This is a genomic window from Desulfovibrio sp., assembly GCF_034006445.1.
GTDB lineage: Bacteria > Desulfobacterota > Desulfovibrionia > Desulfovibrionales > Desulfovibrionaceae > Desulfovibrio.
In genome coordinates, this window is record NZ_JAVESS010000007.1 from 30578 (window position 1) to 56548 (window position 25971).

21 protein-coding genes and 1 other RNA gene are annotated in these 25971 nt (G+C 59.0%); 12 read left to right on the top strand and 10 right to left on the bottom strand.

Features of this window, described 5'->3' with window-relative positions; all coding sequences use genetic code 11:
* Positions 1-34: 34 nt before the first annotated feature.
* From RBR41_RS08295 to RBR41_RS08310, 4 genes are all read right to left on the bottom strand, one after another.
* The gene (locus RBR41_RS08295; RefSeq protein ID WP_320352115.1) at positions 35-661 is read right to left on the bottom strand and encodes a rhodanese-like domain-containing protein; all 627 of its coding nucleotides are present in this window, start codon (positions 659-661) and stop codon (positions 35-37) included.
* Positions 662-1230: 569 nt separating this feature from the next.
* A complete protein-coding gene (locus RBR41_RS08300) occupies positions 1231-2490 on the bottom strand; it encodes an MFS transporter (protein WP_320352116.1) in 1260 nt (419 codons plus the stop codon).
* 423 nt (positions 2491-2913) lie between these two features.
* On the bottom strand, positions 2914-5475 hold the full coding sequence (locus tag RBR41_RS08305; RefSeq protein WP_320352117.1) for a PEP/pyruvate-binding domain-containing protein: 2562 nt from the start codon (positions 5473-5475) through the stop codon (positions 2914-2916).
* A gap of 35 nt (positions 5476-5510) precedes the next feature.
* Entirely contained in the window at positions 5511-8447 is a 2937-nt protein-coding gene (locus RBR41_RS08310; protein WP_320352118.1) for a sigma 54-interacting transcriptional regulator, read from the bottom strand.
* A 244-nt stretch (positions 8448-8691) separates the two neighbouring features.
* Between RBR41_RS08310 and RBR41_RS08315 the strand changes: the two genes are divergently transcribed.
* The 11 genes from RBR41_RS08315 (at position 8692) to RBR41_RS08365 (ending at position 17869) form a co-directional block, all read left to right on the top strand.
* Entirely contained in the window at positions 8692-8994 is a 303-nt protein-coding gene (locus RBR41_RS08315) for a DVU0150 family protein (RefSeq protein ID WP_320352119.1), read from the top strand.
* An 11-nt stretch (positions 8995-9005) separates the two neighbouring features.
* The gene (locus RBR41_RS08320; protein ID WP_320352120.1) at positions 9006-10070 is read left to right on the top strand and encodes a sulfite exporter TauE/SafE family protein; all 1065 of its coding nucleotides are present in this window, start codon (positions 9006-9008) and stop codon (positions 10068-10070) included.
* A 13-nt stretch (positions 10071-10083) separates the two neighbouring features.
* Positions 10084-10677, top strand: a complete 594-nt coding sequence (locus tag RBR41_RS08325; protein WP_320352121.1) for a DUF4881 domain-containing protein — start codon at positions 10084-10086, stop codon at positions 10675-10677.
* Positions 10678-10745: 68 nt separating this feature from the next.
* Entirely contained in the window at positions 10746-11060 is a 315-nt protein-coding gene (locus RBR41_RS08330) for a hypothetical protein (RefSeq protein WP_320352122.1), read from the top strand.
* A 29-nt stretch (positions 11061-11089) separates the two neighbouring features.
* The gene (locus tag RBR41_RS08335; RefSeq protein ID WP_320352123.1) at positions 11090-12037 is read left to right on the top strand and encodes a hypothetical protein; all 948 of its coding nucleotides are present in this window, start codon (positions 11090-11092) and stop codon (positions 12035-12037) included.
* Positions 12004-12234 carry a hypothetical protein gene (locus RBR41_RS08340; protein ID WP_320352124.1) on the top strand — a complete coding sequence of 77 codons (231 nt, stop codon included), beginning with the start codon at positions 12004-12006 and terminating at the stop codon, positions 12232-12234. Before RBR41_RS08335 ends, RBR41_RS08340 begins: the two co-directional genes overlap by 34 nt.
* Before the next feature lie 49 nt (positions 12235-12283).
* Positions 12284-12796 carry a YchJ family protein gene (locus RBR41_RS08345; RefSeq protein ID WP_320352125.1) on the top strand — a complete coding sequence of 171 codons (513 nt, stop codon included), beginning with the start codon at positions 12284-12286 and terminating at the stop codon, positions 12794-12796.
* Complete coding sequence (locus RBR41_RS08350; RefSeq protein ID WP_320352126.1) at positions 12793-13179, top strand: hypothetical protein; 387 nt, start codon at positions 12793-12795, stop codon at positions 13177-13179. Before RBR41_RS08345 ends, RBR41_RS08350 begins: the two co-directional genes overlap by 4 nt.
* Before the next feature lie 372 nt (positions 13180-13551).
* Positions 13552-14892 (top strand): glucose-6-phosphate isomerase, encoded by a 1341-nt coding sequence (locus RBR41_RS08355; protein WP_320352127.1) that lies wholly within the window; start codon positions 13552-13554, stop codon positions 14890-14892.
* Positions 14893-14901: 9 nt separating this feature from the next.
* A complete protein-coding gene (locus RBR41_RS08360; RefSeq protein WP_320352128.1) occupies positions 14902-16485 on the top strand; it encodes a sensor histidine kinase in 1584 nt (527 codons plus the stop codon).
* Between the two features lie 4 nt (positions 16486-16489).
* On the top strand, positions 16490-17869 hold the full coding sequence (locus RBR41_RS08365; RefSeq protein ID WP_320352129.1) for a sigma-54 dependent transcriptional regulator: 1380 nt from the start codon (positions 16490-16492) through the stop codon (positions 17867-17869).
* An 830-nt stretch (positions 17870-18699) separates the two neighbouring features.
* Here RBR41_RS08365 and RBR41_RS08370 read toward each other — a convergent pair.
* Complete coding sequence (locus RBR41_RS08370) at positions 18700-19947, bottom strand: NAD(P)-dependent malic enzyme (protein WP_413785142.1); 1248 nt, start codon at positions 19945-19947, stop codon at positions 18700-18702.
* A 493-nt stretch (positions 19948-20440) separates the two neighbouring features.
* Here RBR41_RS08370 and RBR41_RS08375 point away from each other — a divergent pair, with 493 nt between their 5' ends.
* Complete coding sequence (locus RBR41_RS08375; RefSeq protein ID WP_320352131.1) at positions 20441-21217, top strand: FCD domain-containing protein; 777 nt, start codon at positions 20441-20443, stop codon at positions 21215-21217.
* A 219-nt stretch (positions 21218-21436) separates the two neighbouring features.
* Here RBR41_RS08375 and ffs read toward each other — a convergent pair.
* From ffs to RBR41_RS08400, 5 genes are all read right to left on the bottom strand, one after another.
* Positions 21437-21526, bottom strand: an RNA gene (gene ffs / locus RBR41_RS08380) — signal recognition particle sRNA small type.
* Positions 21527-21638: 112 nt separating this feature from the next.
* Complete coding sequence (locus RBR41_RS08385; RefSeq protein ID WP_320352132.1) at positions 21639-22475, bottom strand: amidohydrolase family protein; 837 nt, start codon at positions 22473-22475, stop codon at positions 21639-21641.
* A 2-nt stretch (positions 22476-22477) separates the two neighbouring features.
* Entirely contained in the window at positions 22478-23449 is a 972-nt protein-coding gene (locus RBR41_RS08390) for a D-2-hydroxyacid dehydrogenase (RefSeq protein WP_320352133.1), read from the bottom strand.
* 502 nt (positions 23450-23951) lie between these two features.
* Entirely contained in the window at positions 23952-24419 is a 468-nt protein-coding gene (gene pal / locus RBR41_RS08395) for a peptidoglycan-associated lipoprotein Pal (RefSeq protein WP_320352134.1), read from the bottom strand.
* Between the two features lie 226 nt (positions 24420-24645).
* Positions 24646-25962 carry a translocation protein TolB gene (locus tag RBR41_RS08400; protein ID WP_320352135.1) on the bottom strand — a complete coding sequence of 439 codons (1317 nt, stop codon included), beginning with the start codon at positions 25960-25962 and terminating at the stop codon, positions 24646-24648.
* Positions 25963-25971: the final 9 nt, after the last annotated feature.

The window sequence follows — 25971 nt, forward strand, 5'->3', positions numbered from 1 at the left end:
TGCCAACTGCCGGAGAAAGGGCGTGGGCTCCCGCCTACTGGCAGCTAGCGCCGGGGCTTTTGCCGCCCTTGCTGCCGCCGATGGCGCATGTGCCGCCACTGGAGCACGAAGCCCCCTGCCGGTTCCACGGCGCATACATGAGCAGCATGGCCATGCCGCACCAGTTGGTGAGGCCCGAAACGGTCAGCCCTGCGCCGACAAACAACGCTCCAAAATAGAAGGCCCGATGGACAAAGAAGCCCATCAGCACAAAGAGCAGGATAAGGAGTCCCGCCGCGAGGCGCACCTGTTTTTCCAGCGAGGGAACAGAACCACTGGTTGTGGCAGGGGCCGCGCCCACGGTGGCGAATCCTTCTTTCTGGCAGGCGTCCAGGCCGCCCTCAAGAAAGCGCACATTGCTGAAGCCTGCTTCGGTGAATTTTTCAGCGGCGGTTTTGGCGCGCGAACCGGAGTGGCACAACGTGATAATGGGTGTATCGGCAAGCACGCCGTTGCGCAGGGCCGTATCGCGCGGGGCCAGATCCAGCAGTGGAGCAAGGGCCGTTGGCGTGGTCAGGCGTTTTTCAGCATATTCCATAGGCGTACGCACATCCACAATGAGCGCCTGTCGCAGGTCAATGCTGTGCAGCTCTTTTGCGGTGATACTTTGAACAGTAGACATATCATCTCCTTTGACGATTATGCCGGGATGTATGTGGCGTGAATGGATTTCAGGATAAGGCAGAGGGGGGGGCTAGGCAGTATCCCTATAGAGCATTTTTGCATTGAGAATATCCATTCTCAATGTTTCTGCGGCGCTTGCTTCGCCGCGTAACAGCGCAGATAAATAGCGCTTACGCCTCCGCGGCGGGCGTCTGCTCCCGCATCCGCCAGAGCAATTTCAAAGTGAAACTGCTCTAAATATAGTTATATAGTTTGCGCGGGATTGCAACAGCGGTACTGACTGTTCTTCATGTGAAGAAAATGGCGTACCTCTGGACGGCATAATTGGCCAGTTTCACAATAGATAAATAGTAATATTGAGTTGTAAAGTATGATTTGAAGAGAAAAAGTTTTGAAACATGCGTCGAGCGCGGGGGAAGAGAGGATGGGCTTCAGTCGTGCGAGGGCGCGCGGTTGCAGCGTCAGAAAAGCAGCGCAGCGGGAGTTGTGGAGCGCGGGGGCGTGCGCTGCGGGGGCGTGTGGGGGGCGGCGGAGCGGCTCACCCGCCAGACGGGCAGCGTGGCGTGGCTACGTGGTCTGTGCGCGCGCGCGCTCGCGCATGGCCATGCGCAGCCTGTCGGCCAGCATGCAGCAGGCGCACAAGAATACGGAAATGGCGGTGGCCGTGAACACGCCCCTGTAGCCGAAGCCCGCGTTGACAACCATGCCGCCAATGAGTGGGGCCAGCATGCCGCTGGCGTCAAAGGTCGCCATCATGACGTTGGAGTTGATGGAGCGCGTGGACGGTGTGGAACGGTCATACACGGCGGCGGCCAGCAGGGGGTAGAGCAGCCCGAGGCCAAGGCCGTACAGGCAGGTGAGGGGCACAAAGGCCCACAGCGGCCCCCAGGCCAGCCCCAGCATGCAGAACGACAGCACAAGGCTGCACAGGAGCGTCACCCTGTAGCGGGGCAGCGCGTCCAGCCTGTTGCTGCCTGCAAGGCGCACCAGAATGATGGTGATGGTATAGACGGAAAAGAACCATGCGGGGTGCGCGCCCGTGACCGCGCACAGGCCCTTGATGAAAAAAATGGCCAGGATGGTCATGATGCTGAAGGTCAGACAGGCCATGTAGACAAAAAACAGGCCGGAATGACTTACGGAGTGCCACAGCGCCCGGCGCGAAACGCCACCGCCGTCTTCGGGGGGCATTTCGGGCGTTTTCAGTCGTGGAGCCAGGGGAATGAGCATGAGCAGCGAGGGCAGGCCCAGCAGGGCGGAAACGGCAAAAAGGCCAGATTCGCCGCCCAGGAGGGGCAAGAGCGGCTCCGCTGCGGCGGGTATGATGGAGTAGGGCAGCAGCATGGTGAGAGAAAAGATGGCGAAGCCTCGGGCACTTTGCCCCCTGGGGATGCAGCTTACCAGCACGGCCACGGTGCAGCTTGAAAAAACGGCCAGGGCAATGCCCTGCACAATGCGCAGTATCCAGATCAGGCCGATGACGTGCGGGCCGCCCACATGCGCATAGCCCAGCATGACGCAGCTTGATACGAGGATGGAAATGGTCATGGCCATAAGCTTGCCGCGCCGCAGCAGAAATACGCTGGCCAGCGGGCGGAACAGCAAGACCATGGCGAACATGGACGACAACAGCACGCCGCGCCAGTTGGGGCTGATGGTCATGGTCTCGAGCCACTGCTCAAAGCAGTAAAAAACGGCGATAAAGCTGTTGCAGAACATGGTCATGCAAAACAGCAGAATAAAATCACGGCTCAAAAGAGTTTCCGGCGGCTCCGGGGATACGGGGTGGCACTCGGGCGGCAGGGGCGAAGCGGCAACGGACGGCATGGGGCCTCAACGGGTTTATGCCGCAACCGCTGCAGCCACGGGCTGCCATCGGCTGCTTCGGGTGAAGCTGCGGCTCAATCAGATTACCATTGAAATGCTTCACATTTCAATGTGCCATTCTGCCGAAACATGCGAGTTGCGGTAGAATTTGCTCTAGAGCATTTTGCTTTTGAAACATTCCATGTTTCAACGCACCATTCTGGCGAAAAACGTGGTTTGCGCCAGCCATCAGCAGGCTGCTTGCTCTATTAACCAATTGCTGTCTTAATCCGTAGCTTCCTTCGTCGCAACGGCTAAAGCTCGCCAGAATCCACGCCACTTCGTGGCGGCTGCCGCCTTCGCGTCAGCAGAGCAATTTCAAGCGGCAGCCGCTAGGCGACGAGAAGCCTTACGGATGGCGACAGCATCGCTAGTGAAATTGCTCTAATGATACTCGCCCTTGAGAAATTTGTCGGCGCAGGCGGCAACAGCCGCCTCATCCACCATCAGCATGTCCATCTGGCGAGTCATGATAAGCAAACGCCCCAACTGATCCAGCCGGGCACACAGTTCGGGCTTGGGATACTTCTGGTAACGTGCGCGTATCCTATCACCCGTAAGCTCAACGGTAAAGCCGAGTTCTTTGAGTATCATGCCTATACAGCGAACCCTGCGCACTCTTTGTTCATCACTGGCGGCCCCGCCAGCAAACTCGAAACGTATGTAGTTTTTGCTCAGGGATTCGCCGCACCAGGTGTCCAGAATGGCGTAATGGTAGCCCACACGGGAAGAAAAATTCAGATATCGGTCAGAAACAATGGCATAACTGCGCTGGCCAAAGCGTGAACTGCCTTCCTGGTTGCCGCCGATGACGCTTTGCCCCATGACGGATAAAAAGCCCCGCATGTTTATGGGGCGCGGGCCGCGCGCCTGCACGGCGGGATTGAGCATGCCGTCAAGAACATGCCTGAAGGGCACGCTGGTCACATCGTCAGGGTGTACACGGCGCGATTCCGGGTTGCGCAGCCCGCCGCCGAGGTCGATGACATAGAGGTCCAGCGGTATGGAGCTCACAAGCTCGCTGGCTACCCCCGCGCTGTTGTCGGTGACGCTGTCGGATATCTTGAACATCTCGGAATAGCTCATTTCATGAGCATAGCGCATGATGTCGTGCAGCGAGGTACAGTGCTTGGGGGTAAAGGTGTCGGCCCTGGGATCCACCAGGTGCAGGGGCAGAATATAGGGAGTAATGCGGCGCAAGAGCATAAGGGCGGGGCTGTCGGCCCTGACCTGTGGGCGGGTAAGCCGCAGGGCCAGCAGTTCCGGCACTTCGCCGTCAAATATGCGGCCCATGAGGGCGTCAACCGTGACCACCTGGCCAGCGGCAAGCACGCCGGTGACGCCGGGGATGTTCATGAGCGTGGGCACGCCGAATTCCCGGCATATGGACGCCATGTGCCCGGTCAGGCTGCCTGTCTGGGCAATAATGGCCGAGGCCCGGCGCATGACCGACATGGCGCTGGGCGAGGAGTGATCCATAAGCATTACGGCGCCTTCAGGAAAATGCGTAATGTCCTCGCCGTCGCCCACAAATACCACGGGGCCGCAGCCCACGCCCCTGGCCGCCACATCCGCTCCTGAAAGCAGGGGCCGCAGATGCCCCAAAATGGGGGCCGTCTTTTCTTCCGCCATGCTGTCGAGCCCCATGGGGCGCGTTTGCAGCAACACAATCTGATCGTCCTCGTCCACGGCCCATTCCATATCCTGCGGATACTGGTAATGGCGTTCCAGTTGCATGACCATGTCCGCAAGCTGGCGCACCTGGTCGTCGCTGAGGCAGGGCACGTCCTGCAGGTCTTCCGGCACGGGCGTAAGCTCGCTTTCCACCCCGGCTTCGGTGCGCACCAGCCGCAGGCGCACGGCCTTGTGCGCAATGGTGGCCTTGGTAATCTTGCCCGTTGCCCGCGACACAAGCCACTGATCGGGTGTGCCGGAGCCGTCCACCACCATTTCGCCCAGCCCCCACAGGCCGTTGATGACAATGCTGTTGGAGCGCAGGTCAACGGGGTGGCGCGAAAAAGCCACTCCGGCAGCGCGGGAGCGCACCATCTCAAGACAGCACAGGCCCATGCCCGTGGCGTCCAGGGCATAACCGTGTTCGGAGCGATAGGCCAGAGCTCGGGGAGAAAACAGGCTGGCCACCACAGCCTTGAAGGCGGGTATCAGTTCATTGCGGGTAACGCCAAGCAGACTGCGGTATTGCCCGGCAAAGGATTGCACCCCGTCTTCGGCTATGGCGCTTGAACGCAGGGCCGCGACCATCTGTGGATCATCACCGTAGGCCAAGTCCCAGGCCTTGAGCAGGGCCTCTTCGACCTCCTGCGGCACAGGCGCTTCACAAATGATCTGTTCCACCTGGCGGGCGATGGCGTTGATGCTGTCCGGTTTTTCCGGATCTATGGAGCGCAGCAGGGAATAGATGCTCTTGAAAAGCCCGGGAGTGCGCAAAAGAAAAATGCTCCCGGCCCTGATGGTGATGGCGAATCCGCGCGGTACCGGCATATCCAGCATGTTGCGCAGTTCGCCCAGGTTGGCGTTTTTGCCGCCCACGCTGTAGGCCATGCTGGCGTCTATTTCAATGAGATCAAGGGTGAGGGTGGGCACATCACCGCTGGCGCGCTGGTCCAGCTCCTTTTCAATGCGTTTGGCAATGTTTTGCAAGGCGGCGTGCAAATCCTGATGCCGTTGATTGGAAATGTCATTGAGCGTGGTCGCCATGCGGTCGCAGCGAAAGATGGCCCGCCGGGCCTCCTTGCGCACCTGACTGGTTTCCATATGGCGCTCGCCCTGCTGCGTGGCGTTGAGGCCAGCCAGAATGCCCGCAAGGTCGGCGTTGGCCTGCAACAGTTCCTTGAACGAGGCGTACCGCCGATGAAAGGCGACCATGGCCTGCTCGCGCGTGATGCGCGGCTTGCGGCCAAAAAGTTTTTTCAGCTTGCTGACCACGAAAACACCCTTGGTATGCTGTTTGAGGCGTTGTATCAGCCTTCGGAAAGAGATGCGCCCACAACCACATATCGCTGGGCCGGGCCGCGGCCTTCCTTGCGCACAAGACCCATCTGCACGAAGAGTTGCAGATCGTACTGCGCAGTACGCATGGAAATGTCCTTGCCCAGCATCTGCTGATATTCCTGGCGGCTTATGCTGCCCATGGCCACAAGGCGCGGCCACATCTCCGTCTGGCGGGAGTTGAGGCGGGCCATGGCCGTGCTCGTCATGCCGCCTGCGGCATCAGCGGTGTTCGCGCTCACGCCCGAGGCCGATGCAAACGCGGATTCCTGGCCGGGAGCGCGCTCAAAGCCGGGGGCGTACTGCGGCGTCTGGCGTGGCGGGCTGGCAGAGGCGGTGAAGCCCGATATGGGAGCCGCAGAGCCAGGCATGGAAGAAAAAGACTGCCCTGCAGCCTGGTTTTCTGTGGCGTCGCCAGGGGCCATGGCGGTTGCCCCATTGAAAGACTGCGGGTCGTCCCTGGTTGCAGCGCCGTTGCCGTCGCCGCCCGCGCCATGGTCAATCCGGCCTTGCAGACAGTCGCGGCCGTCCTGCATCTGCGGGTCAGCCATTTGTGCGGCCGCCTGCTTTTCGTGAACGTCGGCGGCCTTGACCCCATTGGACAGGGTTATGGAACCCAACTGGATATTTTCGGCATAAAGGATGTTTTCTTCGCAGAATGTCAGGGCGCGGGTCAGCGTATTTTTCAGTTCGCGCACATTACCGGGCCAGGAGTGGGCCATGAGCTTGGCAAGAGCGCCCCTGCTTATCTGCGGCATCTGCGGCATTTGCGGCATTTGGGCGGCGTTGGGCATCTTCGCTCCCTTGCCCGTACGGGAAGACAGTGCGGAGGAAAAGCCGTTGCTCTCGGCGTCGGTCTCGGCCTCGCTTGCCGCATCCATTTCGTCGGCCCTGGCCCTGGCCTTCACGGCTTCTGTGAGAAAATACACGGTCAGCGAGGGAATGTCGCTCTTTCGTTCCCGCAGGGGAGGCGTGTGGATGGTGATGACGGCAAGGCGGTAATACAAATCTTCGCGGAAGGAGCCCTCGCGCGCGTCTTCAAGCAGGGAAGCGTTGGTGGCGGCGATGATGCGCGTGTCAAAGGGAACCTCCTGGTCGCTGCCAAGAGGGCGTATGCGCCGGTTGGACAGCGCGCGGAGCAGCGCCTGCTGCACCTTGGGCGCGGCGTTGCCCACTTCGTCCAGCATGAGGGTGCCGCCTTCCGCCGCCAGAAACGCGCCCTTTCGGGCTTGCCGGGCCTCGGTAAAGGCTCCTTTCACGTGGCCGAACAGGGTGTCCATAAGCAGGTTTTCATCCAGCGCACCGCAGTTGATGGTGATGAACGGGCCGGAGGCCCGCGAGCTCAGGCGGTGTATGGCTTCAGACACCAGTTCCTTTCCTGTGCCGGTTTCACCGATGACAAGCACGTCGGCCAGAACCTGAGAGGCCTTGCGCACCTGATCGTACAGGGTCTGCATGGCGGGTGACGTTCCCACAAGGCCGCTGGCGGGCAGGTCTTCGGGGTGGGGCAGGTCGGGCGCGGGTTCGCGCTGCCATTGCGCGTCCTGCAGGGCCTCGTGGCTGAGGCGCTGTATCCTGGCCTGGCGCAGGCGTCCCAGCAGGACGTTGATGTCTGCCTTCACGCCTTCCAGTTCCCTGGGCATGGGCGGCAGGTCAAGGTCGTCGGAAACCCCCGTGATGTTGTTCTTGTGCAACGCCCACCCAAGGATGTTGAGCGATTTGCTCATCTGGCGCGCCAGCCACCACAGGCTCAGCGTTAAAAGCAGCATGCCCCCAAGAAAACTGACGGTGTATATGCCCGTGACCTGCATGCCGGCGCGGGTGGTCGTAAAGCTGGTGTCCAGAACGGCCAGGCCGCCAAGCACAATGGGCGCGCCGCCCGAACCGGGCGTAAAGCTTATGGGCACATAGCTCACCCGCTCCACCCGCATCTGGCCGTTGCTCCATACGGTGCTGCTTTCTGTCATGGGCAGCTGGTTGGCCTGCCCCGCCTGCACGTCGGCAACCATGCTCCAGTAATTGATGTGTTCCGGGCTTGGGCGAAAAGCCATGCTGAAGCCGGGACGCCCGTAGTCGCCCCAAAATCCCGCCCGCACGGCGTCGTTGGCCAGGCTTTTGCTCGCCAGAGCCGCGTCTGGCGTTTCGGACTGAAACAGCATCCAGCCGTCCCTGTCGAAAAACAGGCTGCGCACGCGGGTTTCGGCTCCTGACGCCGCAATGGGGGCCTCCGGGGATGAATAGCGCGAAACGATGTCCCGCAGATCCTTCATATCAAGGGACAACAGCAGGTAGCCCTTGAAGTTGCCCTCGCTGTCCTGCACGGCCGTAAAAAAGCGCAGCACATGAAGGGACAGGCTTTGCAGGGATTTATTGACCGGCACCATAGAGTACACGGCCTCCATGGGTTGCCCCACATTGACATAGCCCGGCTGCTGTTCGCCGCTGAGGTTGTGAAAAGGGCTCGAGGGGCTGTCCAGCGCCACATGCATGGGCACATTGATGACCTGCCCCTCGTGGTTGAGCAAAAGATAGCGGTTCTCGGGGGCAAGGCCCACGTAGGCCACCTCGCGGTAATGCAGGCCGTCGGCCCTGGCGCGGAACTCCAGCCTGTTTTTCATGTCAGCAGGGTCCATGGAACCTGCGGCCAGAATAAGCAGCTGGTTGCGTGTTTCTGCCAGCGCGTGCTCAAGGGCCAGCCTCATGCCCTGGGCCTGAAGCTGCGCGTTGCGCGCTATTGCGCGATTGACGATGTTTTCGATGCTGCTGCCGGTGGCGACAAAGATAAGAAGCAGAACCACGGCCAGCAGGGGGAGGCCCAGTATGAGCATTCGGCTGACAAGACTGCGATTCATGAAAAAGGAGGTGATATCCAACGTGCTGCCGCCGGGAAGCGTTCTGTAGAAGCGCATCAGGGAGCCCCCTTTTGTGGTTGCGCAAAAAAGCGCAATCTTTGTGGCGACTATAGGTCAGTTGCGAAAAAGTGGCAAGATGTTTCGTGCAAACATAGGAAAAAATCGGCCAATTACGCCAAATATCATGCAATGGCACGGGGATTGCTATCTTTTTCACATTCACTGCGTGAAAATCGGTGTGGCCCGGTGTGGGAACAGCCGAAGAGAGTCCAAAAGGAACGCAAACTGAGTGGAGGGTTTTATGAAGAAGATGCGCAAGCTCATGACGTGGCTGGCAGGCTGCGCGCTCATGCTTGCCGCCATGCCTGGTCTGGCCCTGGCAGCTGGCGGCAAGGCAACGTCGGTGGTTCTTGTGGCCGATACGCGCAAGCTGGACGGCATACTGTACTGGTGGGCCGAAATGTACAATGAAAGCCATTTATTTTTCGCCATCCTGACCATGCTCATCATTCCTACCGTGGGATGCATTCTGGGCTGGCTGGCTGACATCGTCATGACGCACATCGGCATTGACCTCAAGCACCGCGAACTGGCCGAAAAGTAAGGGGGCACAATATGGAATGGCTGTATATTTTGATGCCCATTTCCGGCGTGAACATTTTTTGGCCGGGGCTGCTCATTCTTGGATTCGGCGTGGGTATTATCGGCGGCTTCTTCGGTATGGGCGGCGCATGGATGGTGACCCCCGGTCTGAACATCCTTGGCTTCCCCATGGCTTTTGCCATCGGTACCGACGTTGCGCAGATGGCCGGTAAATCACTTATTTCTACCATGCGTCACGGCAAGTTCGGCAACGTTGACTACATGCTGGGCGTCACCATGCTCATCGGTACGATCTTCGGCGTTGAACTCGGCGCGCAGATGGTCATGTGGCTTGAGCGCATAGGCTCGGTGGACAAGGTCGTGCGCTGGCTCTACGTGGTGCTGCTCATATCCATTGCCTGGCTGGTCTTCCACGACGCCGCAGTGCGCCGCCGTAAGGAGCGCGAGGCCAAGGCACATCAAACGGAACTGGACGCCACCGCTGTGGGTGTCGACTGGGCTTCACGTCTTCAAGCCATCAGGATTCCTCCCGTTGTACACTTCAAGCATGCCAACATCACCTGCTCTGCGTGGCTGCCCATCGCGGTCAGTTTTTTCACGGGCTGGCTGGCCGGTATCCTCGGTATCGGCGGCGGTCTCATCCGTATGCCCGCTCTGGTCTATCTTGTGGGCTGCCCCACCCATCTGGCAGTGGGCACGGACCTCTTTGAAGTTGCCATTTCCGGCCTGTACGGCACGGCGTCCTACGCGTACAAGGGTCGCGTGGAGCTCCTGGCCGCCCTCATCATGCTGGCTGGCGCTGCCGTTGGAGCGCAGATAGGCGTGGTGGCCACCAAGTACGTCAAGGGTTACGGCATCCGTTTTGTCTTCGGCCTGGCCGTTCTCGGCTGCCTTATGTCGGTTGTACTCAAGCTTCTTGAAGCCGAATTCCCGGCCTGGGGCTGGTTGCTTGGCCCTCTGGCCACCGTTGAAGTGCTTGGCTTCGTGAGTGCCATTTCCATCTACATCGCGGTGAAGATGGTGCAGGGCGCCAAGGCGGAATTGGCCGCCAAGAAGATGCGGGCAGCGAACAGCTAGGAGGAACACAGTCATGAAGATTCGTAGTTTGCTGCTTATAATGGTTCTTGGACTGACCACCTTTCTTGCCGCCTGCAACTTCGAAGGCGGAGTGGAACAGGGCCGCTGTGTGGCCTTTAACCCCGAAGGCAAAACAATAACCATCGTTGTTGACGTTACCCATGACCAGTTCAACCCCCATTACAGTGGCGGAACGCATACCTACAAGTTGCCCACCACTCCTGGTGAAATGGGTCCCACGCCTGAAGTGGGCGGCCGCCTGATGATCGATCTGGCCAAGAATAACGTGCTCATTTATGACAACAACGCCAACGCCGTGCGTGAAATACCCGTGCAGTTCGTTGACGTGGAAAAGAACATCCGGCCCAAGCATCCCAAGGTGGCTGGCAAGACGTTCCCCATCGTGGACAAGGAACAGCAGACCGTTACGGTGTACTCCAGCCGTCTGAGCTCCCTGATCACCTTCAAGGTGCCTGCCAGCGAAATCGACCTGCCGGTCTATGCCTGGACGGCCGGCAACGAGATGCGCGTCGCCTTCCGCACCAGCGACAAGGATCAGGCCATCCGCATCATGAACGTGAGCAAGACCAACATCTTCAGCAAGTAAGCATATACAGCGTCACACTGCCGGGGCGGGCCATAAGCCTGCCCCGGCAAAAGCCTTTGGAGAGCAGAATGAACAGCTACAAGCAGCACCTGTATATCAGTGGCATACGTATAACGGCCAATGCGCTCATGGTGGCGGCGGTCTTTGCGGCCGCGTATCAATCGTCGCGCAGCTTTAATTCTGCTGAACTGGTCTTCTGCGCCTGGTTTTTCGGCATCTCCATTCCCCTGTGGGCCGGAGCCTTCTGGCTGACACGGCTGGTGCGGCGGCGGTTTCCCGCAGAAGGGGTGAGCATGGTGGAGTTGCCGCGCAAGGGGCTCAGCCTGGTGAGCTGGCGCGTGCTGGAGTCTTCGTCGCACTCCTTGACGGTGCAGCGCTCATGATTGCCGCCCCCGCGTGCAGAGGATATAATGTGCCCATGCAGACCGTTCTTGACGCCAGCATATGGGAATCCTGCCAGGACATCCGCCAGCGCCAGCACAAGCTGGGGATGGTCTGCGCGGTTTTTCTGGTTGTGGCCCTGCTGGGACTGGTGGACGGGCTTCAGGGGCTCATGCGGTCAGGGGCAACCACGCTTGAACTTTTGCCGGGAAAATCGGCGGCGCTTTCAGGCCAACTGACGATCAAAAATCCTGTGATGCGGGATATCGAAGTAAGTTTCACTCCGGCGAACGCCCCACTGACGTTCAATCTTGAAGGTTTTTTTGCGGGATACTGGTTTGGCAACGGCATGTGGCGCGGCGTGGTAAGTGCCGAAAATCAGGCGGAACCTGGTGAATACCACATGCGGGTGGCCTTCAGGGGCGCTGCCGCCAGCACCTTTCAAAACTATATGGTGCAGGTGCATGCCGATGCCAATGACATGCGCGCCCAGTCCACGTCCTTTGTCCTGCGGCTGACCGGGGTCAATCCCTTTGTGCTGGCGGTGGGCTTTGTGGGCCTGGCGCTCCTGGTTGGCGTGGGCGTCTATCGGCAGGGCTACAGGCTCATCCGCATGCTGGTGCGCATGGGCTGCGGCGAAATTGTGCGCGTGCAGGAAGAAAAGGACGGCGTGCGTTTGTGGTGCCTCCTTTACGGCTCACGGCCACCGTATGAGGGCACGGTCTGCGCTGTCATCACCGCCGGAGGCGGGGTGCTGGCCCATGCCCGCGCATGCACGGCGGCCAAGGGGCTTCTGCAGCTTTTCATCTCATGGCCTGCCCCCGAGAAGAATGAATCCGGCCCTGTGTGCAATGAATCCGGCCAGGTACAGAAAGAATCCGGCCTTGTACCAAAAGAAAAAAATTTCGCCGTGCGGCCTGGCTGCCTTGTCTGCCTGCGACCCCCGTGTTCGCAGTCTCCTCCGGCCCCTACAAGCTGAGCCAACCGGCGTTGCGCGGCATGCACATACGCGCCTTTGTGCATGCCGCATTTACCATATCCTGTCCGCCCTGGAGTGGCTGTTCCTGCGAGGGAGCGCCGCCGGGGCGGATTTTTCGCGCATATGCCGGTAAAGCCTGGCGCAAACCCGAAGTCCTGCCCCTTACCGCTCTTGCCGCCCGCGCGGGCATGCGTTAATATTCTTGGGTTATATGCCCTTTGCGGGCGCAAAACCAAGGTGGATTTCATGCTACAACAGTGCCCTTGCGGCAGCGGACGGTCTTTGGACCAGTGCTGTGCCCCCCATATGGATGGAACGGTCTGGCCCAACGATGCCGAAACACTTATGCGCTCACGGTATTCGGCCTATGTATTGGGCCGTTATCAATGGCTTGTGGACAGCACGCACCCGGACTACCGGGACGACATTTCTGTGCAAAAGCTGACGGAACAGGCCAAGGATGTCCACTGGCTGCGCCTGGATATCGGGCGGGTGGAAGACGGCGTGCCCGCAGGGCGGAACGGCGAGCTTTTCGATGTGGTGGAATTTCACGCCTACTACGAAATGGAAGGCGTCCCCCGGCAGCTTGGCGAACGCAGTTTCTTTGCCCGGCACGAAGACAAGATTTATTATGTGGACGGCGTCGGCCTGAGGCCGGAAGCCTACCGCAGGCCGGAGGTCAAGGTGGGGCGTAATGATCCCTGCCCCTGCGGCAGTGGCAAAAAATACAAAAAATGCTGTGGAGCCGAAAAAGCTTGAACCAGCGCAGCACAGATACGTCTGCACGGGGCGGCGGCAAAAGCGGGCCGTTGACGGCCATCCGCCAGTTCTGTCTTGAATGCCAGGGAGCATCGGGCAGGGCTGTGCGCGCCTGCGCTGACAGGCACTGCCCCCTTTGGGAATGGCGTCTTGCATCCTTGCCTGACGAGTCCTGCCCCGCGCCCGAGGCGGAGGCGGGGCTTCAGGCTTTGCGCGCCATCCGGAGGCAGTGCATGCTCTGCGCTGGCGACAGGGAAGAAGTGCGCGCCTGCGCCACCCGTGAGACCTGTGCGCTCTGGCGTTACCGTTTCGGCGTGCGCCCCCAGACCTACAAGCTGGTACGCCGCCGGTTTTTTGCCCCCAAACCACTGAGTTTGCTGTGAAACGCGCTCCGTACGCGGGCTGCGGCCAGGCAGACTGAGGCCAGGCAGACTGAGGCCAGGCAGATTGCGGCCAGGCGGATTGCGGCCAGGCGGGCAAATACAGGCCGCGCCGCTATATTTCAAGGGCACCCGCCCACGTAGCCGTCAAAGCAGTTTTTAAAATTGCTTTAAGAAAACACTGATGTATTCCGTTTGGCGGCCTTGCTTCACTTTTTATGAAACAGTCGAGGACGGAAGAGTCCACTCCTGCTTGAAAAAAGAACGTGCCTTGCCAAATGAAACAATTGCGCGTTTCCAACAGGCTCTTTAATCAGTGTTTTCTTAAACCTTGGGCCGCCATAACGACAGGCAAAAGGTATAAGGGAGAAGCCTATGTCTCATTATCTTGAATGGTCACGGGCCTACAGTCACAGGCTGAACGCGGCGGACGCCGCCCCTCTTCAGGCCAGGGCCGCCGAACTGGGCGTCCGTCTGGAGCGTGAGCTGGCTCAGGGCGTTCTGCCTTTTCTTTCAATGCCGTACAGGGCGACGCTTGAGCGGGATCTGCCGCCCATTCTTGAAAAGGTGCGAACCCGCAAACACATGGTTGTTCTGGGCATAGGCGGTTCGGCTTTGGGCGCGCGGGCACTGCAAAAAGCCTTTGCGCCGGGTCAGGACAGGCCGGGGCATGACGGCCCGTGCCTGTGGATTGCCGACAACGTGTGCGCTGAAGAATTTGAAGCCCTGCTTGGCAGCCTCGACGCGGCGGACACGTCTGTGGTCTGCATCAGCAAATCCGGCGGCACCATTGAAACCCTGGCCCAGTATTTTCTGGTGCGCCAGTGGCTTCAGGACGCTCTGGGCCAGGGCTGGCATGACCACATGGTGGTTGTTACCGACGCCACATCCGGCTATCTGCGGCAGGAGGCCACCCTGCTCGGTCTGGCTTCGCTGGAAGTTCCGGACTATCTGGGCGGGCGCTACTCCGTGCTTTCCGCCGTGGGGCTGCTGCCCGCCGGATTTCTGGGCATTGACTGGCAGGCCCTCCTGGACGGCGCGGCCAGTGTGGCCCGTCAACTGGTGGAAAATCCGCGCGCCATGGGGCAGCACCCGTCCTTTGCGCTTGCCTGCTGGGCTCACGCGCTGGAACTGCAGGAATACAGCCAGCTCATCCTGTTCTGCTACGTGCCGCAATGGGCGGCCCTTGGCCCCTGGTTTGCGCAACTGTGGGCCGAAAGTCTGGGCAAGGACGGGCAGGGTATTCTGCCAGTGGCTGCCACAGGGGTTACGGATCAGCATTCGGTAAACCAGATGTTTCTGAGCGGCCCGCGCAACAAGGGCTGCATCTTTTTAACCAGCCGTGGGCAGGCCGCAGGCCGTGCCTTTGGTCAGGATCTGCCGCAGGAATGGGCATGGCTGCGCGGCAAGCCCCTGGGCGCGCTGCTTGAAGCCGAGGCTCTGGGCACGCGCATGGCCCTGTGCATGAATGCGGTGCCGCTGGTGCACATTGATATGGACGGTACGGGCCCCAGGGCCGCCGGGGCCTTTATGCTGCTCTTGGAGGCGGCGACCCTGTTTACTGGCTGGCTCATGGGCGTGAACCCCCTGGATCAGCCCGCGGTGGAACTGGGCAAGCGCCTGGCCAACGCCCGCCTGGGCGCGCCCGGCTATGCTACCGAACATGCGGATCTGGATACTTTTATGGCCGTGCCCACGCAAGAGCAGGCATTTTAAGGAAAGCAGATGTTCTTCAAAAAAAAGCGGAGCGCAACGAACAGTGATTCGGGCTGCGCGCCGCGCGGCCCACAGGCTGAAGACGGCGCACAGACGTATGCCGGCGGCGTTCAGGACTGGAGCCCGAGCAATCCGGGCGGGCCTGTTCCCAATGCACAGGGTGAAGCTGAAGGCGGCCTGCCGCTGAGCTACGCCCGTCCTTTGTCGTGGCTTTCACTGGTGGTCATTTTGCTCACCAGTCTGGGGCTTTCTTTCTTTATCTCCAATTCGGCGCGCGAAACGCTGCTGACCCGGCAGGAAGGCTTTGCCCGCCTGCTGGTAGAAAACCTCAACAGCCAGATATTCCGGCGTTTCGCCCTGCCGACACTGATGGGCTACGGGCGCATCGCCCTGCGCCAGCCCGCACAGTACGAAAGACTTGACCAGGTCGTGCAATCCGTCCTTCAGGGGTTGCCGGTGGAACGCCTGCGCATTTACGACTTTTCCCGGCTGGTGGCCTATTCCACCCACAAGGAAGAAGTGGGCCGGGCCGGGCTTTCCCCCGACAATCTTGATGACATACTGCACGGCGGAGCGCCTTCGTCTGAAATAGTCTCCACCATACCCGCCTGGCAGGCCCCCTTCAGGCTGCCGCTGGAGGAGGGCACCTTTGTTCTGCGCGTGCTCTATCCGCTCAAAGGCGAACCCCTGCAACCAGGGCAGGAAGCTCCCATCATGGGGGCCCTTGAACTCACGCAGGACATTACGGGCGACTATGAGCAGGTGCTGACTTTCCAGGGCATCATTGTGGTCATGTGCCTCATGTCTTCCGTGGTGCTTTTCGGCCTGCTGCTCATGCTTATCCACCGTTCGGAGCGTGTACTGGCCGAGCGTATGCAAAAAAACCGGCAGCTTGAAAAGCAGCTGCACAGCAATGAGCGTTTTGTGAGCATGGGGCGCGTCATCGCCAGCATTGCCCACGAAATACGCAATCCCCTCGGCATCATCCGCTCCAGCGCCGAATTGCTGCAACGCCGTACAGACCAGGCCGATGCGGGCACGCGGCGTATTCTGGGCGCGATTTTTGACGAATCTGTGCGCCTGTCGCAGACGGTAAACGATTTTCTGGACTACGCCCGCCCCCGTCAACCCAAGCAGAACCTTGTTGATGTGAGCCTTGTGCTGGATCAGCTGCTGGCCTTTCTTGAAGGCGACATGGCCCGGCGCGGCGTGGCAGTGGAGCGTGAGACTGAAGAATCGCTCTTTGTACACGGCGACAAGGATTTGCTGTACCGCGCTTTTTACAATATCCTGATCAACGGACAACAGGCGATGGACGGGCCGGGCATCCTGCGCATCAGCGGCAGCCACGACGGCGACGGCCATGTCCGGCTGGAATTTCTTGATTCCGGGCCGGGCTTTGACGCAGCCACTGTGGGCAATCTGCTGGATCCCTTCTTTACGACCAAAGACGGGGGCACAGGCCTGGGGCTGCCCATTGTACAGTCCATTATCACCAGCCACGGCGGCGAGATCCAGCTGGAAAACGGCCCGGAAGGCGGCGCTCTTGTACGTGTGCTGCTGCCCGAGGCCCATACCGGGGCACAGGAATAGTCTTATGAGTGAAAAAGCGCATATTCTTATTATTGACGACGAAAAAAACTATCTGCTTGTTCTGCAAACCCTGCTGGAAGACGAAGGATACGTCGTCACCGCCATCAGCGACCCCGAAACCGCCCTGGCCTTTCTTGAAGAAAGCGAGGTGGACGTGGTGGTGACGGACATGAAGATGCCCAAGGTCACCGGGCGTGAGGTGCTTGAAAGAGTAAAGAAACGCTGGCCCTATATTCCGGTGCTCATCATGACGGCCTTCGGGTCCATTGAAAGCGCTGTGGACGTGATGAAGTACGGGGCCTTTGACTATATCACCAAGCCTTTTTCCAATGACGAGCTTTTGCTTTCCATCCATAACGCCGTGGAACTTGCCCGCGCCCACAGGCAGTACCGCCTGTTGCAGGAAGTTATGGAAGACCGCTACGGCGTACACAAGATCGTGGGGCGCAGCCGCGCCATACGCGACGTGCTTGTCATGGTTGAACGCGCCGCGCCCAGCCGCTCGACAGTGCTCATTACAGGCGAATCGGGCACGGGCAAGGAGCTTGTGGCGCGCGCCATACACTACACAAGCCCCCGCAAGGACAATCCCTTTGTGTCCGTCAACTGTATGGCCCTCAACCCCGGCGTGCTGGAAAGCGAGCTTTTCGGGCACGAAAAAGGCTCCTTTACTGGCGCAGTGGCCATGCGGCGCGGCCGCTTTGAACAGGCCGACGGGGGCACGCTTTTTCTGGACGAAATAGCCGAACTCACGCCCGACCTTCAGGTCAAGCTTTTGCGTGTGCTTCAGGAACGGCGGTTCGAGCGTGTGGGCGGCGGCGAAGAAATTGAGGTGGACATTCGCGTGGTGGCAGCCACGAACAAGGATCTTGCCGCCCTGGTGGAAAAAGGCGCGTTTCGCGATGACCTGTATTACAGGCTCAACGTGGTGCAGGTTCCCCTGCCGCCCCTGCGCGAGCGCCGCGAAGACATCCCGCTGCTGGTGGCCCACTTTGTGGAAAAAGTCTGCGCTGACAACACCATGGCCGCCAAAACATTCAGCACCGAGGCCCTCAATTACCTGACGGGCTACGAGTGGCCGGGCAATATCCGGCAGCTTGAAAATGTGGTGGAGAGCTGTCTTGTGCTGGTGCCCGGCGCTGTCATCAATGTGGACAATCTGCCCGCAGAAATCCGCGATGAAGAATCACAGTTCAAAAGCGCCGTGGACCTTCTGCCCGTGCAGCTCGACCTTGCCGACACCCTGGAAAAAATCGAAGCCGCCCTCATACGCAGGGCGCTGGTGCGGGCAGATCTTGTGCAGGTCAAGGCTGCGGAATATCTTGGTATTTCAAAAAGCCTGCTGCAATATAAGCTGAAAAAATACGCCATAACAGGGCATTAACAGGGTATTAGAAAGTTTTACAGAGATGTTTTGTGGGGGTGGGACCCTCCTTTGGACCAGATTACCTTTGAAATGTTTTACATTTCAAAGGTGTCATTCTGCCGCAAATGCGATTTGCGGCAGAATCCACGCCACGTAGTGGCGCGCTGCACTCTCGTGCAGCGGTAGAGCATTTACCTTTTTTCAAAAGGTAAATACTCTAAAAAGGGTCTCCTCCCCCACGCCCCCACCCCCTAAAATATATTTGGTTCTTGCTATACAATGACGTGAACAGGCCCGTCTTCTGTGGAAGACGGGCCTGTTCGCGTATGGGCGGGGCAAATGCGCTGATGCGTAATGGCGTGTGTTCAGGGAACACGCAATGAAGAAATTTTTACAGAACTATATTCTCAAAGATGCCCCGCCCTTGAGCCAGAACAAGACTGGCATGGCCTGCTGCCGCTGTAGGTAGAGGAACCTGTGGTATCCTTATTTAACTTGTCAAACCTGATTTTTTACGTAAGGATACCCCATTACATATATTGCAGTCAGAATTGCGCCAATGGCACGTGGCTTTGGGTGTGCGTAGGAAGGCGGCAATTGCCCTGAATTGTTGATTGATTGAACAGCTAGAGCAATTTTACTTTGCAATTGTTTAGGCGACCGCGCGAGCAGTCGCCAGCAGCGAAGGCCCAAGCACAGCTTCAGCTTTTGCAAAAACGCCGCCGTGTGCCTGTGCCTGTCCGTAAGTGGTATCAGGTCAGGGAAGACAGGACGGCCAGTTTTTTATCCGGCGGCTGCCAGGGCAGCCGCCGGAATTGCAGAAGGTCTGCGCGATCTGGCCCGGTGCATCAGCCTTTGCGGTTGGCCAGACGCTTTTTGAGGTTTTGGGCCACAACTTCCGGGTCCATCGGCTTGCGGGCAATGCCGCTTTCCATGGCAGCCTTGGCGGTGGCAGCGGCCACTCGTGGCGCTACTTCGGGGTTGAGCGTGGAAGGGATGATAAATTCCGGGTTCAGCTCTTCAGGCTTGACCAGATCGGCTATGGCATAGGCCGCCGCAATTTTCATGGCGTCGTTGATATCCGTGGCGGCCACGTCCAGAGCCCCCCGGAAGATGCCGGGGAAGGCCAGCACGTTGTTGATCTGGTTGGGGCAATCTGAACGGCCCGTGGCAATCACTTTGGCCCCGGCGTCCTTGGCGCGCTGGAGCGGCCAGATTTCAGGTATGGGGTTGGCCTGCGCGAAGACTATGGGGTCTTTGGCCATGCTGCGTATCATATCTTCAGTGAGGGTGTCCGGTGCGGACACGCCGATGAAGACGTCCGCGCCCTTGATGGCGTCGGCCAGGCCGCCCTTGATCTTTTGGGGATTGGTGCGGCGGGCGATGTCTTCCTTGTAGGAGTTCATGCCCTCCGGGCGGCCTTCCCATATGGGGCCGCGCGAGTCGCACATGATGACGTTTTTCAGGCCAAGCGCCATGAGCAGCTTGATGATGGCAATGCCCGCTGCCCCTGCGCCGCTGGTGACGACGGTGATGTCTTCCAGTTTCTTGTTCACGATCTTGAGGGCGCTGATAAGCCCGGCCAGGGTGACAACGGCCGTGCCGTGCTGGTCATCGTGAAAGATGGGGCCCTTGAAGATGCCGTTCTTTTTCAGGCTGTCTTCAATGACAAAGCACTCTGGAGCCTTGATATCCTCAAGGTTCACGCCGCCGAAGGTGGGCGACATGAGTTCCACCAGTTCAACGATTTTTGCGGTATCCTTGGTGTTGATGCAAATGGGGAAGGCGTCCACATCGCCAAAGGTTTTGAAAAGCAGGGATTTGCCTTCCATAACCGGCATGGCGGCGGCAGGGCCGATGTCTCCCAGGCCCAGCACAGCTGTGCCATTGGAAACCACGCAGACAAAGTTGGAGTGGTTTGTGTAGACATCAAGCGTTTCGGGCTGACGGTAGATTTCCATGCAGGGCTCGGCAACGCCGGGCGAATAGGCCAGGGTAAGGTCATCGGCGTCATTGACGGGCACTTTGACGCGCACCTCTATCTTGCCCTGATACTCTTTGTGCATGGCCAGGGCTTCATCCCGCAGATTCTTGATACGAGACATGATACACTCCTTGACTGACGTGTTTCTGCCTGGGGGGTCGAAATAAACGGCCTCGCGGGCGGTTAGGGCAATTTCACTAGCGATGCTGTCGCCATCCGTAAGGCTTCTTTGTCGCCTGACGGCTGCCGCTTGAAATTGCTCTGGCGGATGCGGAAGCAGACGCCCGCCGCAGAGGTGTAAGCGCAGTTTATCTGCGCGGTTAAGCACCGAAGCGAGCGTATCTTAAACTTTGAGAATGTACATTTTCAAAGTTAATCTGCTCCAGGACGAAAAAAAACGGCAAGGAGCGCCAGGCGCCATGATTCCTTGCTGCCCCACAGGTATACAGGAAGAGCCCTGGCAAGCAAACAGCTTGTTTGCCCCATAATTTGCAAGCCGGGGAGATGTGATCCTGTGATGCCAGTTGTTTTTAAAAAACCCGCGTGGCAAGGTTATGCGTATCCGTGCCATGGTTACTTACTGTATAAAGGAGATAGATAGCGCCATGACAACCACCAATGCGAATAATGGCAGTGCGGAAAGGCTGCAGGGCAGAAGACGCAGCATCCAACGTCCGCGCGTGCATGTGGAGGTGCTGTCCTGCCTGTTGGAAGACATACAATCTGGCGTATACCAGGTGGGGCAAAAACTGCCTTCTGAACGTGAGCTTATGGATGAATTTGGTGTTGGGCGGCCTGCCGTGCGCGAAGCGCTTTCAGCCCTGGCGCGCATGGGTCTTATAGAGGTGTCGCCCGGCATGCGCGCGCGGGTCTGTAGGCTTACGCTCAACCCCCTGCTGCGCGAAATGCGCGCCACCATGGAAATTTACTCCAGCACGCATGACGGCTGGCGGCAGATGCACGATCTGCGGCAGTTTTTTGAAACGGCGGTGGCGCGTCATGCGGCCCGGCATATGACGGACGAGCATCTGGCTGAACTCGCGCGCATACTGCAAAGGCAGCGCGCCCTGCTGGACAATTCGGAAATACGGGAATTTGCCGAGGCGGACATTGATTTTCACCGCTATCTTGTCAACTGCGTCTCAAACAGTTTTCTGGATATCATTTCCAACGGCTTCGCGGGCTGGCTGATCACGCCCCTGTACGCCTCCATGCAGGTGCGCAAGCAGAGTGAACTGGCATACAATGCCCACGTGCGGATTTATGAAGCGCTGCAGCAGCGCGACGCCGACGCGGCGGAAGAGGCCATGCGCGCCCACCTGGGAGAAATGCGCGGCATTTATCAGGTGGATGTCATGTCTGACACGGAAAAAGACCGCTAGGGCCGTTTGCGCCAGAACCGTTTGCGCCAGAACCGTTTGCGCCAGAATCGTTTGCGCCAGAATCGTTTGTGAATGAAATGAGTCAGCTGCCCTGCAAGGATTTCTCTGAAAATCCTTGCCACAAAATGCGGGCAGGCAGGCTTTTTGCCTGCCATACGCGAGCATTGCAGTGCTCAATGCCCAAAAAAGTAAAAGCCGCAACGGAGATTCCGTTGCGGCTTTTATAGGCCGGACACCCGGCAACGTCTGTTGCCGCTGCTTCCTTTCGGACCTGACGGAGTTGGCAGTGATGCCGCCGCCCGGCCTGGCAAATGCTTTACCTGTAAAGATGTGGGCTGTCAATGCCCGGCCAGTGTCGTTCCCTTTGCACGCAGCCTGTTGTTTCGCTCTTTTGCCGAAGTGGCGACAACGCGGGCCTGTTTTATCCTGCGGCCCCCATGCGGGCTTTTTTCCTATCCAGCAGGCCGGGCAGGGCAGTGGCGTTGCTCAATATCCTGTCCATCATGCTGTCGCTCAGGCCGCCCATCTGCTGAATCCGCTGGAGTTCTTCCAGCGGGTCGTAAAGCGGCCAGTCCGTGCCAAAGAGTATCCTTTCCGGGGGGCAGGCAGCCAGCAGCTTTTTGACCAGCATGGGGGTCGCAAAGGGCGTGGTGCTGGACGTGTCGAACCAGAGGTTGGGCCGCTCCCTGACCATGAGGGTCTTGAGCGCGTGCGCCCACATGCGGTAGCCGCCAAAATGCGCGGCAATGACCTGAAGCCGGGGGAAGGCGTCCAGAATGGCCGCAAGCTTGTAGGGGCAGGAGGGGTTTTTTTCAGGGGAGATTCTGTCGCCGATGTGCATCTCAAACACAAAGCGCCCTTGAGACGCCTCAAAGATGGGCAAAAGGCGCGGGTCGCTGAGCCAGAATCCCTGAAAGTCCGGGTGCAGCTTCATGCCGCGTATGCCGGCCGCTTCCAGACGGTCCAGTTCCGCTTCCCACTGCTCATAGCCGGGGTGCACCGTGCCAAAAGCGATAACCTGGTCCGGGTAGGCCCTTTGCAGGCTGATGGCGTAACTGTTTGCCGGAATGACCTGTGCGGGCGCCGTGGCTGCGCACAGCACCACACACCTGTCAATTCCGGCCTTGCGCTCGCGTTGCAGCAGATCATCTATGGTGCCATTGCCAGCGCAGGCAACATCATAATGTCCGTTAAGGTGTTCCACGGCCTTGTGCGCAATCTTGGGATGAAAGGCGTGGGTGTGGATGTCAATGTACATGGCTAGGCGTTGCTCACCCCGTTTACGACATTGACGGGCGTGCCCGCACTCCAGCGGCGGATGTTTTCCGCGGTGAGGTCAATGATGTTCTGACGCGCCCTGGTAGTGGCCCAGGCGATATGCGGTGTAATAAGCGTATTGGGGGCCGTGAGCAGGGGGTTGTCCGCTTTGGGGGGTTCTTCGGAAAGAACGTCCGTGCCAAGCCCGCCCAACTGGCCGCTTTTGAGGGCTGCGGCGGCTGCGGCCTCGTCCACAAGCGGCCCACGGGACGTATTGAGCAGTATGGCCCCCTTGCGCATGTTGGCCAGGGTTTTCGCATTGATTATGTGCTGCGTTTCCTTGGTCAGTGGGCAGTGCAGGGAAATGACGTTTGATGCGCAGATGAGATGCTCAAGCGTGGCAAAGGCAAAGGGGCTGTAAGTGGGCGGATCCTTGGGAACACGGCAGTAAGCAAGAACGCTCATGCCGAAAGCGTGCGCCAGTTCGCCCATGCGGCGGCCGATGGAGCCAAAACCGATAAGCCCCATGGTCAGCCCTTCAAGGCAGACGGGCGGGAGCTTCCAGTAGCACCATTGCTTTGACTTCAGCCAGTCGCCGTTTTTTACGCTCTCGGTGTGCAGGCTGGTGTGGCGGCACAGTTCCAGCAACATGGCCATGGCATGCTGCGCAACGTCGCTCACGCCGTAGGCCACCACATTGCACACAGGTATGCCGCGCTGGGCAAGCGCGTCCACATCGATGATATTGTAACCGGTGGCCAGCACGCCCACCATGCGCACACCTTCAATGGCGGGCAGGTCTTCTTTGAGAAGCGGGGTCTTGTTGGTCAGCAGGACGTCGGCGCCCTTGGAGCGTTCAGCCAGCTGATCCCTGCTGGTAGACTCGTACACGGTTACATCGCCCAGGGCCTTGATGGGACCCCAATCCACATCGCCGGGGTTGAGTACCCCACCGTCAAGAATGACAATCTTCATTGAAATATCCTCGCTTGTGGGCAGTGTAGCCCGAGCCGGAAGCCTCCGCAAGTGGCCCGGGTCAGGGAGGCTTTGTGTGCCTGCACAGGGCTTGAGCCTGAGAGTACGCGAGCCTGCCCGCTTCTGAGATGTCGGGAGCAGTGTACCTTTGAAAAAAGGAAGATGCTCCAACGCTGCACGCAGGTGCAGCGCGCCGCAACGTGGCGCGGATTCGGCCAAGAATCGAATTTTCGGTCGAATGACAAATTGAAATGCAAAACATTTCGAAAGTAGTCCGGCATGCGCAACATATCATTGAACATATCCATGCTCAATGGTTGAAGCTGCCGCTGGCGTGCGCGGCAGGGCTGTGCATCCGCCTGCGCTTTACGTCGGGGGATTGTCACGCGCCGCCAGAGTGACGGTGGGGTGCGCGTACAAAAAAATGTCTTATTGGGGGAGCAGAATGCAAAAAAGGCCACCCTTGCGGGTGGCCTTCAAGTTCGTCACACAGACCAGAGGTCTAGTGGGCGATCACGCGGAAGTCGTCGCGGCGGTTCTTGGCCCAAGCGGCTTCGTTGTTGCCCTGCACGGCGGGGTTTTCCTTGCCGTAGCTGATCATTTCAAGCTGGTTGGGGTTCACGCCAAGCATAACCAGGTATTCATACGCACCGCGAGCGCGGCGTTCGCCAAGGGCGAGGTTGTATTCCTGGGTGCCACGATCGTCGCAGTTGCCTTCGATGCGAACGCGGATGCTGGGGAACTGCTTCATCAGATCAGACTTCTGCTTCAGCATTTCTTTGTACTGGTTTTCGACGTTGAACTTGTCAAAAGCGAAGTACACGCGGCCATCAGTGATCTGCTGGACAGCAGCGCGCATTTCAGGGGTCATGCCATCGTCATAGCCGGGTTCGCCAGTGGTTTTTTTTGCACAACCAAAACCGGCGGCCAGAGCCATAACCAAAGCGAGAATAAGAGCGTAGCGTTTCATTGTGTCCTCCTGAACAGCTCATTCTCCAAGAAATTAATACCTTTCCTTTCAGCACACATAAGGGCGCATTGCCCTTGCATAACAGATGGTATCTGCACCGTAATTTTTGTCAAGAAGTGTGTTGGGTTTTCGGCCCATTTTCGTAAAATATTTTTTACCCGGCATGCCATGAAATCGTTGAAAACCGGGTAAAAAATATCTTTATCCAATTATTCTGATAGTGCAATTATTTTTGTACCCCTGGCATGCCCCAACGGGGAAATGACGCATTTCCACCACCGGTGGGCACCCGCTTGGCGTCGCCGCCATGCCGGGTGATCAGGTAAATGCCGCGCCCGCCGCCACGTGAGGAGGAAAATGCGATAAAGTAGCTGTCCGCACAGAAGGCGGGCTGCTCGTCGCTGCCGGGGCCAAAGGTCACCTGGCGCTCCATGCCCGTGAGCATGTCCTGCACAAAGATGCGGTGGCCGTACTCCGTCATGCGGCTGTACACCACAAGAGTGCCGTCAGGCGAGAGGTTGGCTTCGGAATTGTAGGTGCCGTTCTTGCTCACTCGCGTGATGGAGCCGCTGCCGAGGTCTTTGAGGAAGATCTGGGGGCCGCCCAGCCGCGAGGAGGTGAAGGCCATCTTGGAGCCAGTAGCGTCAAAGGTCGGCGATACGTTGATGGCGTCGCTCTGCTCAAGCACCTTTTCTTTCTGGAAAACGTGGTTGAGCTGGAAGATGACGGGGTATTTGCCGTTGGAAAGCGCCACGGCCACCTTGTTGTCGGGCATGAACGCAGGCCCGATGACCACGTTGCCGGGGAAGCGGATACGCTGCACCTTGCCGCTGGCGCGGTCCCAAACGCCCAGAGCGTGGGACTGGGGGTCAATCTGGGTAAAGACCACAAAACGGCCGTCAGGCGACCATGCCGGAGACATGGCCTCACCGGGCATATTGGTGATCTGGCGCAGATCGCGGCCCGTGGGCTTGACCAGCCAGACGTTGGAATCCATCTTGCCGTTTTTCTTGATGAAGGCCAGCGTGGAGCGGAAGAAGGAACCGTTGCCCGTCAGGGCTTCCAGCAGGTCGGCGCAGAAGCGGTCCGCCACTTCGGGCAGATCGCGGGAGCTGACCTTGGGATATTCCTTGCCAAAAAGGCGGCCGCCGGTGTTGGTTTCAAAGGCGCGTATCTGCACAGGGCGGGTGCCGCTGTCGCCTTCAGGCCAGAATGTGGTGACCACAATGTCGGATCCGGCAAGCTGAAAGCGCTTGAAATCCAGTGAGGGCGGTTCGTAACCGGCCAGAACCGCGCCGCCGAGCACGGCCTTGGGATCGGTCAGGCGCATGAAGGGCAAAAAGCTCAGGTTTTCCTGAACAATCTTTTGCAGGTCTGCGCCCATGCCCGAGGCCGGAGTCTGCGGGCCTTTGAGAGGCGCGGCCAGCGCCAGGTTGACGATGTTCTGGCCCGGACCATAAATGTCCACGCGCATGGCGGCCTGTGCCCCGCTTCCCAGGGCCAGCCAAAGCCCCAGAGCCAGGAGAAGAAGCAGTTTTTTCATGGCGTCAGC